Consider the following 13,434-nt stretch of genomic DNA (forward strand, 5'->3'; position numbering starts at 1 on the left):
CTCAATAGCGATTGGGCTCCATTTCCAACTCGACATTGAAACGCTCTGAAATGTCTTTCTGGATGCGCTGGGCCAGATCGAGCAATTGCAGCCCGGTCGCCGCGCCGTAGTTGACCAGCACCAGCGCCTGCAATTTATGCACGCCGGCATCGGCCTCACGAAAACCTTTCCAACCGGCACGCTCGATCAACCAGCCGGCCGCCAGTTTCATCTGCCCGTCCGGTTGCGCGTAGGCCACCAGATCCGGATGCCGCGCCTTGATCTGTGCGACTACGGCCGCCGACACCAGCGGGTTCTTGAAGAAACTGCCAGCATTACCGAGCACTGCTGGATCCGGCAGCTTTTCGCTGCGGATGCTGCAAATCGCTCGACTGACGTCCGTCGGTGTCGGCTGCTCGATACCCTGCTCGATCAGGCGCTGACGTACCGGGCCGTATTCCAGGTGCAGATGGGCGACTCGATCCAGTGCGAAGCGCACCCGCAGGATCAACCAGCGACCCGGCTGCTGTTTGAACACGCTGTCACGGTAGGCGAAGTTGCACTCTTCCAGACTGAAGTCACGCAGCTCGCCGGTCTGGCGATCCAGCGCCGTCAGGCCGGCGAAGACGTCCTTGATCTCGACACCATAGGCACCGATGTTCTGCATCGGCGCGGCACCGACCGTGCCGGGGATCAGGCTGAGGTTTTCCAGCCCGGAAAAGCCCAGCGCCAGCGTGTGCTGGACAAACGGATGCCACGGCTCACCGGCTTCGGCTTCAATCACCACGCGGTTGCCGTCGTCACTGATGACGCGGATGCCACGGCTGGCCATGCGCAGCACCAAAGCCGGGATATCCGCCGTGAGCAACAGATTGCTGCCGCCGCCGATCACCAGCAACGGCACGTCGTGGGAGGTCGCGTAAGCCAGGGCTTCGCGCACATCAGCATCACTGTGGGCTTCGGCAAACAGCTGCGCGCGAACGTCAACGCCAAAGGTATTGAAGGGTTTCAGGGAAACCTGCGGTTGCACCTGCAAACTCATAACCGCCCCTTCACTTCGATCAACAGCTGATCGCAGGCACGCTCGATCAGATCCAGCACCTGCTCGAAGCCCTGATCGCCGTCGTAATAAGGATCCGGCACTTCGTCGACCACACCTGCATAGCGGCGCAGGAACAGGTCCAGCTCGGCCTTGCCGGTGGACGGCTGCAGGGCCTTGAGGTTACGCAGGTTGCTGTTGTCCATGGCGAGGATCAGGTCGTAGCTGGCGAAATCGGCGCGGCTGACCTGCTGAGCGCGCTGCGCCGACAGGTCATAACCACGCAGCTTGGCCGCGGCCTGACTGCGCTTGTCCGGCGGATTGCCGACGTGCCAGTCGCCAGTGCCGGCGGAGGCCACTTCGACCTGATCCGCCAGCCCCGCTTCGCGCAACTTGTGGCGCAGCACACCTTCGGCAGTGGGCGAACGGCAGATGTTGCCCAGGCACACGAACAAAACGCGCATCAGGCCTCCAGCAGGCGACGGACGCGCTCAAGGTCTTCGGCGGTGTCGACTCCGGTTGGCGGCGCGATCAAGGCGTCAGCCACATGAATCCGCACGCCGTGCCACAGGGCACGCAGCTGTTCAAGGGATTCGGTGTTCTCCAGCCAGCAAGGGCCCCAGCTCACGAAGTCCTGAAGGAAGCCTGCGCGGTACGCATAAATGCCGATGTGGCGACGATACGGCACGCCTTCCGGCAGCACGTCGCGACTCTTGGCGAAGGCATCGCGAGCCCATGGCAGAGTCGCGCGACTGAAGGTCAGCGCCAGACCGTTGAGGTCACTGACAACCTTGACCACGTTCGGGTTGAACAGCGTTTCGACATCTTCGATCGGCTCGGCCAGAGTGGCCATGCCTGCTTCGGTGTGGGCCGCGAGGTTGGCGGCGACCTGATCGATCACGCTCGGCGGGATCAGCGGTTCGTCACCCTGCACGTTGACCACGATGGCATCCGGCTCCAGGCCCAGCTTCGCGGCCACTTCGGCCAGACGATCGGTGCCGGAGTTGTGATCTTCACGGGTCAGCACCACTTCGGCGCCGAAGGCCTTGCAGGCTTCGACGATGCGCGCATCGTCGGTCGCCACGACCACACGGCTGGCGCTGCTTTTGCTGGCCTGCTCCCAGACGTGCTGGATCATCGGCTTGCCGGCGATGTCCAGCAGCGGCTTGCCCGGAAGACGGGTCGAGGCGAAACGCGACGGGATGACAACGGTGAAGGCTGTGGTCATTTATCCAGACGCTCGTCGGTGGTCAGGGTGCGGGCTTCGCTTTCCAGCATCACCGGAATGCCATCGCGGATCGGGTACGCCAGGCCGGCGCCCTTGCTGATCAGTTCGGTCTTGTCGGCGCTGAGCTTGAGCGGGCCTTTGCAGACCGGGCAGGCGAGGATGTCGAGCAATTTGGTGTCCATGAACATTCCCTGGATAAAAACGGATTAAGGCAAAAGACGATCCGGCAACAGGCGCATCAACTGCGTATCGAACCAGGCCACGAAGGCCGGAGACGGCACGGCATCGACCGCCAGGTACCACCAGTCGGCAGCAGCGAAGGCACGGCACTTCACCGCATCCTTTTCAGTCATCACCACTGGCAATGACGGCGTGAAACTCAAGGCCTGCACGCTGTATTCGGCGTGGTCGGCAAACGCGTGGGGCACAGGCCGCCAGTCTAGCGCTTCGAGGGTATTGAAGAAACGTTGCGGGTTGCCGATCCCGGCCACCGCGTGCACGGCCTGACCGGGCGAAAAATGATCGAGCGACCGGCGTTCGCCGCTGCGCAGATTGACCAGCGCCGAAGGCTTGAGGCGGAAAGCGAAACCGCCATCGCGATCGTCGAGGGCGCCGTTGAACAACACGCCGTCGACGCTTTGCAGACGCTCGATCGGTTCGCGCAGTGGGCCGGCGGGCAGGCAACGCTGATTGCCAAGCCCTCGGGCGGCGTCGATCAGCACCAGCTCAAGATCGCGCGCCAGACGGTAATGCTGCATGCCGTCATCGGACAGGATCAGGTCCAGCGGCTCGCTGTCCAGCAGGGCTCTGACGGCGGCGCTGCGATCGGGATCAATCATCAGCGGCACGCCGGTGCGCTGCACAATCAGCAAGGGTTCGTCGCCGGCGATGTCGGCAGTCTGATCGGCTTCGACCCGCCATGGCAGTTGCGCCGGTTTGGCGCCGTAACCACGGCTGACCACACCGACCCGCAGTCCGTGGCGTCGGCAGTGCTCGATCAGCCACAGGATCATCGGGGTCTTGCCGGTGCCGCCAACGGTGATATTGCCGACCACGATCACCGGCACCGGCGACTGATAAATCTCGCCTTCGCCGTCGAGAAAACGCTGACGCTTGCCGGCCACGACGCGACGGTACAGCCACTCCAGCGGCCGCAACAGCGTCAGGGCCGGGTGCCCCTGATACCACGCGGCGAGCAGACGATCGGACATGGCCATCAGGATTTTGGCGCCGCCTCGACCGTGGTCATGCGCAGATGGCTGAAACCGAGCTTGCCGGCCGCGTCCATGGCGGTGATCACGGATTGGTGCTGAGTCTTGCCGTCAGCACTGATCGACAACGGCATGCTGGTGTCGCCATTGGCTTCCTTCTGCATGGCTTCCATCAGAGTCGCCAGGTCGTTCTTCGGCAGAATCTTGTTGTTCACCGAGAACACACCTTCGGCGCTGATGGCGACGTCCAGTTGCTTGACCTGCTGATCCTCGGCCGGTGAACCGCTGACCGCTTCGGGCAGATCGACGCGCAGCTGGGTTTCGCGGGTGAAAGTGGTGGTCACGACGAAAAACAGCAACAGGATGAACACCACGTCGATCAGCGACGCGAGGTTGATGTCGATCGTTTCCCGGGGTTTGCGACGGAATTTCACGCTTTGCCCCCGGCCAGATCGACGTCACGGTCGCCCTGCACCACTTCCACCAGTTTGATCGCTTCCTGTTCCATGCCCACCACCAGCTCATCGATGCGGCGTTGCAGGAAACGGTGGAAGAACACCGCCGGAATACCGACCATCAGGCCCGCGGCGGTGGTGATCAGCGCCTTGGAAATACCGCCGGCCAGCACCGCAGCGTTGGTGGTCATGCCGGAACCGGTGAAAGCGCTGAAAATGTCGATCATGCCCAGCACCGTACCCAGCAGCCCCAGCAACGGCGACATCGCAGCGATGGTGCCCAGCGCGCTGACGTAGCGTTCCAGCTCGTGGATGACCCGGGCGGCGGCCTCTTCGATGCACTCCTTCATGATCTCGCGACCATGCTTGGAGTTGGCCAGACCCGCGGCGAGGATTTCCCCCAGCGGCGAGTTGGCGCGCAATTCCTTGAGTTTTTCCGTGTTGAGCTGCTTGTCCTTGATCCAGACCCAGACCTGACCCAGCAAATGCTCAGGGGTGACGCGACTGGCGCGCAGGGTCCACAGGCGCTCGGCGACAATCGCCATGGCGGCGATGGAACTCAGAATGATCGGCAACATCATCCAGCCGCCGGATTTGACCAATTCCCACACAGTGACAGCCCCCTCGAAAAAGTGCGCCACTTTACCATACCGGTTCGCGATAAAGACCCGTCGCCCCGACGACCGTGCTCAACGGTACTCTGCCTCCGACAACGGCGGGTCGCGCCAGAACCGGCGTTGTTGACGCATCGACCGGGCCGGCTGAAACCGCCCCAGTTGCAGATGAATGGCACCCTGCTCGGCGCTGTCGTGGATATGCACTCCCTGTTTGCGGTAGCGGGCAATGACGGTCGGGTGCGGATGGCCGAATGAATTGCCTTGCCCTCGGGAAATCAGCACGGCCCGGGGCTGCAAAGCCTTGAGCAAGGCCATCGAAGAGGAACTGCGGCTGCCGTGATGCGGGGCTTGCAGCCATTGGGTATGAACTGCCAGCACGCTGTCGAGCAGGTCCCGCTCGGCAGCGCTGTCGATGTCGCCGGTCAACAGCAAGCGTTCGCCATTGGCTTCGATCTGCAGGACGCAGGACCGCTGGTTGCTGTCATGGGCGTCGGCCCACTGCCATAGCTGAAAGGCAACGCCGTCCCACTGCCATTGCCGGCCGCTTTCGCAGGCCTCGGCGGTCAGCGCTTCGGGCAGCCCCGGCGGATCGCCGCTGATGATCCGCCTGACAGTCATCCCTTTCGCCACGGCGAGCGCGCCACCTGCGTGGTCGGCATCGGCATGGCTGAGCAGCATCAGATCGAGGTGTTCCACCCCAAGTTTGCGCAATGCCGGCAGCACCACTCGCTCGCCGAGGTCGAAGTCACCGAAACGCGGGCCGCTGTCGTACAGCAAGGTGTGATGGCGGGTGCGGATCAGGATCGCCAGGCCCTGACCGACGTCGAGTTGCCAGACATCGGCCACGCCTTCGGCCAGAAGCTCTCGCGGCGGAAATGCCAGCACCAGCAGCAACGGCCAACCCAATGGACGCAAAGGAACGCCCCGGGGCAGCAATAACAACACGGCACCAAGACCTCCCAGCACCCAGACCCACCCTTGCATCGTCGGCGGCACCCACGCCGGCCAACGCCCGGCAATCAGGGCCAGCGTGCTGAACAAGCCATCGATCAGCCCGCCGGCCAGCCACAGCAACCCTTCCCCGACATGAGGGATTGGCAGCAACAAAGTGCCCAGCAGCGCCGGCGGCAGCACCGCAAAACTGACCCACGGCACCGCCAGCAGATTGGCCAGTGGCCCACTGAGGCTGATCGGCAGGCTCAACGCCACCAACACCGGGCACAAGCCGATCGCGATCAGCCATTGCGCGCGCGTCCAGGTCTGCCACCAGCGCCACGGCCCCAGTCGGCCGCCGAAGGTAAAGATCAAAACACCCACTGCCGCGAATGACAGCCACAACCCGGGACGCAGGCTGGCCAGCGGATCCATCAACAACACGCCGTCGAACGCCAGCAGCAACGGCCACCACGCACCGAGATGGCGAAAACGCAAACGCCACAACAACACCAGTGCAACCATTACGCACGCCCGCCGCACCGGCACGTCGAACCCGGCCAGCAGGCCGTAACCCAGCGCCGCCGTGAACGCCAGACCACACGCCCAAGGCAGCCAGGGCCAACGCAACGGCCAAATCCCGACCCTTGCCAGCCCGGCGACCAGCGCATACATCAACGCCGCCAACAGCCCAATGTGCTGCCCGGAAATCACCAGCAGGTGCACGGTGCCGGTATCCTGCAAGGACTGCCAGTCTTCGCGACTGAGTCCCGAGCCATCGCCCAGCACCAACGCGGCCAAGGCTCCGTTGCGTCCCTGAGCATCCACCGCAAGCAAGCGCTGACGAATGCTGTCGCGCCAGGCCCACTGCGCCGGCGCCAGACGCTGGCCATCCTTCACCGTCCCGGTGGCGCCGATGCGCTGCGCCAACAGCCAGGCTTCATAATCGAACGCATCTGGATTGAGCAGCCCACCGGGGCGCTTGAGCTTGACCGCCACTCGCCAGCGTTCGCCACTTTTGACCTCAGGCCCGGCATACCAGGCCAGACGCATCAGTGATGGCAGCTTCTCGTGACGTGAGTGCGCATCGGCCAGTTCAAAGCGCACGACGCTCTCCACATTCTGCGGCAAGCCGACGACCCGCCCTTCCACCCAGCGCGTTTCGCCATCCAGCCGGTGAGGCAGTCGATCATTAAGCGCCATCTGCGCGTTGAAACCCGCCCATGTGAATCCAAGCAGCAAAAACGCCAGTGGATAGCTGCGAAACGGCAGCAGCATCAGCGCCACCCACGGCAACACCACCAATACCCCGACCGGCGGCAAGGCCGGTAAAAAAACCGCAGCCAGCAGACCGGCTGCCAGCGCCATCATCCCTGTGCGCATAAGCCCGTCCTTGAGAGTCCCACCCTCAGGCATAGCGGTTGCGGGACACGGGCGTCGTTATCAATTGTCACAAAGTCTGAATGGGCGGTTCGTAGAATCCAGACATACTTGCCGCCTTAACCGACCGAGAAGCCTTATGCCCCGGCGCTTATTCAAACGTTACATGCCCGATCCGACGAGCATCAGGGAACACAAATCCTTACGCTTTCTCGGCACGTTGCTGCATGACCCGAACCTCTGGCACCTCAACCGACACTCGGTGGCCCGCGCCATGGCCGTGGGCCTGTTTGCCGCGTTCCTGCCGATTCCCGCACAAATGCTGGTGGCCGCCGTCCTCGCGATCATGGTGCGCGGCAACATGCCGATTGCTGTCAGCCTGGTCTGGCTAACCAATCCGATCACCATGCCGGCGGTGTTTTTCTGCACGTATCAGGCCGGGGCCTGGCTGATGGATGTGCCCGCCCGCACCCTCCCCGATGAATTGACCTGGGAATGGATCAGCGGAGAGCTCTCGACCTTGTGGCAACCGTTCCTGCTGGGGTCGGTGGTGGTCGGGCTGGTACTGGGTGCCCTCGCCTATTGCCTGGTGATGATGTACTGGCGCTGGTGGGTGGCGCGGCAATGGGCGCGGCGCAAAAAAAGTCGTCAGGCGTGAATGCAAAACGGCCTCCACTGTGGGAGGCCGTTTTTCATTGCAACATCGAAGAAATCAGGTACGCATTCCGCGCCCGCTCACCAGCAGCCGCGCGCAACCGAAATACAGCACCACCGTCGCCACAAGCATGAAAGTGATCGCGATACCGATGCGGATATCCGACACTCCGAGGATGCCGTAACGGAAGGCGTTGACCATGTGCAGCACCGGGTTGGCCAGCGACACGGTCTGCCAGAACGGCGGCAGCAAGGTGATCGAATAGAACACGCCACCGAGGTAGGTCAGCGGGGTCAGCACGAAGGTCGGGATGATCGAGATGTCATCGAAGTTGCGCGCAAACACCGCGTTGATAAAGCCCAGCAGCGAGAAAATCGTCGCCGTCAGCACCACCACCAGAACGGTCACGCCCAGGTGATGCACCTGCAGGCTGGTGAAGAACAACGACAGAATCGTCACGATCACGCCCACCATAAGGCCTCGCAGGACGCCACCAATGGTGTAACCGATCAGAATCGTGTGCGGCGACACTGGCGACACCATCAATTCTTCGATGGAGCGCTGGAACTTGCTGCCGAAGAAGCTCGACACCACGTTGCCGTATGAGTTGGTGATCACCGACATCATGATCAGACCCGGCACGATGTATTCCATGTAGGTGAAGCCACCCATGTCGCCGATCTGCCGGCCGATCAGGTTACCGAAGATCACGAAGTACAGAACCATGGTGATCGCCGGGGGCAGCAGGGTCTGCGGCCAGATCCGGGTAAAACGTCTGACTTCGCGGTAAACGATGGTGTTGAGGGCAATGAGGTTGGGGCGCAGCTCGGAACTCATACCGCCACCTTCGACAGATTTTTCTCCACCAGGGACACGAACAGCTCCTCGAGGCGATTGGTTTTATTGCGCAGGCTCAGCACTTCTATGTTCTGCAGGGCCAGTTGGCCGAACAGCGCAGTGATGCCCATGGACTTGTCGACCTGGACTTCCAGCGTATGCGCATCCACCAGACGGGCCGGGTAGCCGGCCAGTTGCGGCGCGACCGCCAGATCGTTCTTCAGGTCGAGCAGGAAGGTTTCCACATGCAGTTGCCCGAGCAACTGACGCATGCTGGTGTTCTCGACAATGGTGCCGTGGTCGATGATGCCGATGTTGCGGCACAGCTGCTCAGCCTCTTCCAGGTAATGGGTGGTGAGGATGATGGTGATGCCTTTCTGGTTCAGTTCGGTGAGGAACGTCCACATCGAGCGGCGCAGCTCGATATCCACCCCGGCGGTCGGTTCGTCGAGGATCAGCAGACGCGGTTCATGCACCAGCGCCCGGGCGATCATCAGACGGCGCTTCATGCCGCCGGACAGCGAACGCGACGGCACATCGCGCTTGTCCCACAGACCGAGCTGAGTCAGATACTGCTCGGCGCGTTCCTTGGCGATCTTCGCCGGAATGCCGTAATAGCCGGCCTGCGTCACGACGATGTCGAAGGTCTTTTCGAACTGGTTGAAGTTGAATTCCTGGGGTACCACGCCGATGGAGCGCTTGAGCGCCGCCGGGTTCTTGTCCAGGTCGTTGCCAAAGATATTCACGGTGCCGCTGGTCTTGTTGACCAGGGTCGAGAGAATGCCGATGGTCGTGGATTTGCCGGCGCCGTTGGGGCCGAGCAAGGCGAAGAAGTCACCTTCAGCGACGTCCAGATCGATACCACTCAAGGCCTGGAACCCGTTGCCGTAGGTTTTGGTTAGCTGCCGGATGGACAGAGCGGAACTCATATCGGATTACGCACCAAGAAGAGAAAAAGGACTGAATGACGGCGGGCGGCGAGGGAGACAACCGCGGCGCACAAGCGCAATGGTGCTTGCCGCCGCCGCACAAGTACAGTCAAGTGTGTCGATAGTAGGTATTAAGTCAACGCGGTCATGACGGCTTTGCGATACGCCGGACGCTGCTTCAGTCGCGCGTACCAGGCCTCCAGATGCGGCATCGGCGCGCGCTCGATCGGCATCTCGAACCAGGCATAAATGAAACTGCCGAGCGGGATATCGCCCATGCCGATTTCGTTGCCGGACAGATACGGCTGATGCTTCAGCGCCTGATCGGCCATCGCCAGCAAGCCGTCGCACTCCTTGATCGCCGCATGGATCGCCGGCCAGTCCTGCTTGTCTGCCGGGGTACGCAGTACGCCCCAGAACACCGTGCGAAACGGCCCTGCAAAACTGGAAGTCGTCCAGTCCATCCACTTGTCAGCGGTGGCACGGGTCTGCGGATCCGCCGGGTACCACGCGGTATCGGCTGCATGTTTTGCCAGCAGGTAACGCACGATGGCATTGGATTCCCACAGCACAAAACCGTCGTCCTGTATCACCGGCACCCGCCCGTTCGGGTTCATTGCCCGGTACTCCGGTGTGTCGACCACACCAAACGCGCCACCGGCATCGATGGCCTCGTAGGCCAGCCCGAGTTCTTCGGCAGCCCACAACGGTTTTCTGACATTCGACGAATTCTTGCGACCCCAGATCTTCAGCATGACCGCCTCTTTTCCAGTGAATGGGCAGGCAGCATACGCCGGATCAGAGGCTGCCGACATCACCGCGCATGTCACTGGACAATGGTTTCTGCTGATCGTTGAACAGGTGGGGATAACATTTCTGCAGATGTTCGAAGAAAAAGGATTCCGGTACATCGGCGAACTGGCCGTGATCGACCAGGTACTCCATCAACAGCGCGCCATCACTGTTGTAAGGGTGAAAAACGCTGTCGTTCATGCCGTCGAATTCCAGCGGGGCCACGTTGAACATTTCGCAGAGCTTCTGGTTGAACGCGGGTGTGGCTTTCACCCAGCGACCATTGAGAAACAGCTCGGTATAACCATGCATGGCGAACACCTCGCTTCTCAGCAGCTCAAGCAGACGCGGCGTCGACAGATGATTTTTCACATCCGCCAGACCAATCCGTGCGGGGATCCCGCAATGGCGCGCGCAACCGGCGAGCAGCGTGGCCTTGGGCACGCAATAGCTCTCACCCGCCGCCAGCGCGTAACTGCCACGCAAGGTTTGCGGGTCGCGGCTGAAGGTGTACATGTTGTAACGCACCGCCTCGCGCACGGCGTAATAAAGACTGATCGCCTGCGCGAGCGGATCGCGGCTGGTACCACGGTGCTGCTCGGCGAACTCCACCACCGAGGGGTGGTCACTATCGATGAAGCGGCCGGGGCTCAGATACTCGTGCATGACGACACTCTCCTGATTGAGCCTCGAGTCTAGCGAGAGGTTCAGCACAGAGATAACGACGTTTCGGCCAAACATGCACGCAAAGACGCGGAAGCTGCGAACGATTTCCCACGCGTGTTGCCCACCGAACCTACAAAAGACATCCGGGGTTTCCCACGATTTCAATCACCTTGCTCTGACCGCCCCGTTTTGCAGATGCCGTCTAAGCTCTGGAGGGTCGGTTCGCCCTGGTTCACGGAGGATTAAATATGCTGTTGTTGTGGATACTGGTTCTGATCGTCGGCGTGGCGTATCTGGCCCACCGGCGCATCGCCCCGCTGCCTGCACTGGGCATCGTTGCCGCTTACCTGTTGGCGATGGGGATTTTCAGCCACGCGCCGGGCTGGCTGTTGCTGATTTTCTGGATCGTGCTGGCCCTGGTTGCTGCCCCGCTGCTGTTACCTGACCTGCGCCGCAAACACTTCACCGCGCCGCTGTTCAGCTGGTTCCAGAAAACCCTGCCCCCGATGTCGCAGACCGAACGCGACGCGATCGATGCCGGCACGGTGTGGTGGGACGGCGAACTGTTCAGCGGGCGCCCGGACTGGGACAAGCTGCTGTCCTATCCAAAAGCGCAACTGAGCGACGAAGAACAAGCGTTCATCGACGGCCCGACCGAAGAGCTTTGCGCCATGGTCACCGACTGGCAGATCGGCCAGTCGATGGACCTGCCGCCAGAAGCCTGGACGCACATCAAGGAACACGGATTCTTCGCCCTGATCATTCCCAAGGAGTTCGGCGGCAAGGGTTTCTCCGCCTACGCTCACTCCCAGGTGGCGATGAAACTGGCGACCCGCAGCGGCGACCTTGCCTCCACCGTGATGGTGCCCAACTCCCTCGGCCCGGCCGAACTGCTGCTGCACTACGGCACCGACGAACAGCGCAATCATTACTTGCCACGACTGGCCCGAGGCGACGACATCCCGTGCTTTGCGCTGACCGGCCCGCTCGCCGGCTCCGACGCCGGCGCCATGCCCGACACCGGGATCGTCTGCAAGGGCGAATGGGAGGGCCAGGAAACCCTCGGCCTGCGCCTGAACTGGGAAAAACGCTACATCACCCTCGGCCCGGTCGCGACCTTGCTCGGCCTGGCCTTCAAGGCCTATGACCCGGATCACCTGCTCGGCGACAAGGAAGACCTGGGCATCAGTCTCGCGCTGATCCCGACCGACACCCCCGGCGTGGAAATCGGCCGTCGCCACCTGCCTCTGGGCGCTGCGTTCATGAACGGACCGAACTCCGGCAAGGACGTGTTCATCCCGCTGGAGTTCCTCATCGGCGGCCAGGAAATGCTCGGCAAAGGCTGGATGATGCTGATGAACTGCCTGTCGGTCGGGCGTTCGATCTCGCTGCCGGCAGTCGGCACCGGCGCGGCCAAGTTCACCAGTCTGGTGACCGGGCAATACGCGCAGATTCGCGAGCAGTTCAACGTGCCGCTGTCAGCGTTCGAAGGCATTCAGGAGGCCATGGCGCGGATCGGCGGCAACGCGTGGATGATGGATGCTGCGCGGATGCTGACTGCCAATGCGGTGGATCTGGGCGAGAAGCCGTCGGTGCTGTCGGCGATTCTCAAGTACCACCTCACCGAACGCGGTCGCGAGTGCATCAGCCACGCCATGGACGTGCACGGCGGTAAAGCGATCATCATGGGCCCGAACAATTATCTGGGCCGCAGCTGGAACGGCGCACCGATCTTCATCACCGTGGAAGGCGCGAACATTCTTTCGCGCAACCTGATGATCTTCGGCCAGGGCGCGATCCGCTGCCATCCGTTCGTGCTCAAGGAAATGGCCCTCGCCGGACGCGAGGACAAGGATCAGGCGCTCAAGGAATTCGATGGCCTGTTGCTCAAGCACATCGGGTTTGCCGTAAGCAACGCCGCCAGCACACTGGTGCTGAACCTTGGTTTCGGCCATTTCGAACATGCGCCGGGAGACAGACTCAGCCAGGGTTACTTCCGCGCCCTCAACCGACAGGCCGCCGCGTTTGCCATGCTTGCCGACCTGAGCATGATGCTGTTGGGTGGCGAGCTGAAACGCCGCGAACGTCTGTCGGCACGACTGGGTGATGTGCTGAGCAACCTCTATCTGGCCTCGGCAGCGCTCAAGCGTTATCACGATCTCGACTCCCCGGCGTACATGGAACCGTTGTTCAGATGGGCCATGGAAGAAAGCCTCGGCCAGTCGGAAAAGGCGCTGGACGAATTGCTGACCAACTTCCCGAACCGGGTCTTCGGCTGCCTGCTGCGGGTGATCGTGTTCCCGTTCGGTCGCCGTCACAAAGGGCCGTCGGACAGACTCGGTGCAGAAGTCGCTGCGGTCATCGGCCGGGCCAAGGGCGATCCGGCGCTGGAAGAACTGCTTGCCGGCTGCTATCGCCCGCAATCGGCAGACGATGCGGTCGGTGCGCTGCAACACGCCTTCGATCAGTTGAACGCTGCGCAACCACTGCACAAAAAATTGCACACTTCACTCAAGAGCGGTCAGGTCAAACCGGTAGCCGGCGAACACGTCATCGATGCAGCACTGGAGGCCGGGGTGTTGCAGGCCGTGGAAGCCCAGTCCCTGCGTGATGCCGAAGCGGCGCGGCGCAAGGTGATCGATGTCGATGATTTCGACAAAGAGGAGCTGAAACCCGCGGAAGGCAAAATCCGCTGATCCCTTCAATCAGTGAA

The 13,434-nt window shown here is 62.0% G+C and carries 14 protein-coding genes; 2 read left to right on the forward strand and 12 right to left on the reverse strand.

Features of this window, described 5'->3' with window-relative positions:
- Position 1 precedes the first annotated feature (1 nt).
- The 8 genes from murB to CAF73_RS26000 all read right to left on the reverse strand — a co-directional run bounded on the left by murB (position 2) and on the right by CAF73_RS26000 (position 6,845).
- A complete protein-coding gene (gene murB, locus CAF73_RS25965; RefSeq protein WP_085704754.1) occupies positions 2 to 1,021 on the reverse strand; it encodes a UDP-N-acetylmuramate dehydrogenase in 1,020 nt (339 codons plus the stop codon).
- Complete coding sequence (locus CAF73_RS25970) at positions 1,018 to 1,482, reverse strand: low molecular weight protein-tyrosine-phosphatase (protein WP_007950772.1); 465 nt, start codon at positions 1,480 to 1,482, stop codon at positions 1,018 to 1,020. Before CAF73_RS25970 ends, murB begins: the two co-directional genes overlap by 4 nt.
- Positions 1,482 to 2,246 (reverse strand): 3-deoxy-manno-octulosonate cytidylyltransferase, encoded by a 765-nt coding sequence (gene kdsB / locus CAF73_RS25975; RefSeq protein WP_085704756.1) that lies wholly within the window; start codon positions 2,244 to 2,246, stop codon positions 1,482 to 1,484. The genes CAF73_RS25970 and kdsB overlap by 1 nt, the downstream gene beginning before the upstream one ends.
- Positions 2,243 to 2,428: a Trm112 family protein gene (locus tag CAF73_RS25980; RefSeq protein ID WP_003179363.1), complete on the reverse strand. Its 186-nt coding sequence runs from the start codon at positions 2,426 to 2,428 to the stop codon at positions 2,243 to 2,245. Before CAF73_RS25980 ends, kdsB begins: the two co-directional genes overlap by 4 nt.
- A 24-nt stretch (positions 2,429 to 2,452) precedes the next feature.
- Positions 2,453 to 3,463, reverse strand: coding sequence for a tetraacyldisaccharide 4'-kinase (lpxK, locus tag CAF73_RS25985; RefSeq protein ID WP_085697004.1), 1,011 nt, complete (start codon positions 3,461 to 3,463; stop codon positions 2,453 to 2,455).
- Positions 3,463 to 3,891 (reverse strand): biopolymer transporter ExbD, encoded by a 429-nt coding sequence (locus CAF73_RS25990; RefSeq protein ID WP_085697005.1) that lies wholly within the window; start codon positions 3,889 to 3,891, stop codon positions 3,463 to 3,465. The genes lpxK and CAF73_RS25990 overlap by 1 nt, the downstream gene beginning before the upstream one ends.
- Complete coding sequence (locus CAF73_RS25995) at positions 3,888 to 4,523, reverse strand: MotA/TolQ/ExbB proton channel family protein (RefSeq protein ID WP_085704813.1); 636 nt, start codon at positions 4,521 to 4,523, stop codon at positions 3,888 to 3,890. Before CAF73_RS25995 ends, CAF73_RS25990 begins: the two co-directional genes overlap by 4 nt.
- 78 nt (positions 4,524 to 4,601) lie before the next feature.
- Positions 4,602 to 6,845, reverse strand: a complete 2,244-nt coding sequence (locus CAF73_RS26000; protein ID WP_085704758.1) for a DNA internalization-related competence protein ComEC/Rec2 — start codon at positions 6,843 to 6,845, stop codon at positions 4,602 to 4,604.
- Between the two features lie 136 nt (positions 6,846 to 6,981).
- Here CAF73_RS26000 and CAF73_RS26005 point away from each other — a divergent pair, with 136 nt between their 5' ends.
- The gene (locus tag CAF73_RS26005) at positions 6,982 to 7,500 is read left to right on the forward strand and encodes a DUF2062 domain-containing protein (protein ID WP_085697008.1); all 519 of its coding nucleotides are present in this window, start codon (positions 6,982 to 6,984) and stop codon (positions 7,498 to 7,500) included.
- 54 nt (positions 7,501 to 7,554) lie between these two features.
- Here CAF73_RS26005 and CAF73_RS26010 read toward each other — a convergent pair whose 3' ends face one another.
- The 4 genes from CAF73_RS26010 to CAF73_RS26025 form a co-directional block, all read right to left on the reverse strand.
- Positions 7,555 to 8,334, reverse strand: a complete 780-nt coding sequence (locus CAF73_RS26010; protein ID WP_085697009.1) for an ABC transporter permease — start codon at positions 8,332 to 8,334, stop codon at positions 7,555 to 7,557.
- Positions 8,331 to 9,263, reverse strand: a complete 933-nt coding sequence (locus tag CAF73_RS26015; RefSeq protein ID WP_085697010.1) for an ABC transporter ATP-binding protein — start codon at positions 9,261 to 9,263, stop codon at positions 8,331 to 8,333. The genes CAF73_RS26010 and CAF73_RS26015 overlap by 4 nt, the downstream gene beginning before the upstream one ends.
- Before the next feature lie 131 nt (positions 9,264 to 9,394).
- Positions 9,395 to 10,018 carry a glutathione S-transferase family protein gene (locus tag CAF73_RS26020; protein WP_085704759.1) on the reverse strand — a complete coding sequence of 208 codons (624 nt, stop codon included), beginning with the start codon at positions 10,016 to 10,018 and terminating at the stop codon, positions 9,395 to 9,397.
- Positions 10,019 to 10,061: 43 nt separating this feature from the next.
- Positions 10,062 to 10,721: a transglutaminase family protein gene (locus tag CAF73_RS26025; protein ID WP_085704761.1), complete on the reverse strand. Its 660-nt coding sequence runs from the start codon at positions 10,719 to 10,721 to the stop codon at positions 10,062 to 10,064.
- A gap of 248 nt (positions 10,722 to 10,969) precedes the next feature.
- On the opposite strand from CAF73_RS26025, the gene CAF73_RS26030 reads away from it, so the two are divergent.
- Positions 10,970 to 13,417 (forward strand): acyl-CoA dehydrogenase, encoded by a 2,448-nt coding sequence (locus tag CAF73_RS26030; RefSeq protein WP_085704763.1) that lies wholly within the window; start codon positions 10,970 to 10,972, stop codon positions 13,415 to 13,417.
- The last annotated feature ends 17 nt before the right edge of the window (positions 13,418 to 13,434 follow it).

Origin of the sequence: Pseudomonas sp. B15(2017), assembly GCF_002113215.1 — a bacterium.
Classification (GTDB): domain Bacteria; phylum Pseudomonadota; class Gammaproteobacteria; order Pseudomonadales; family Pseudomonadaceae; genus Aquipseudomonas.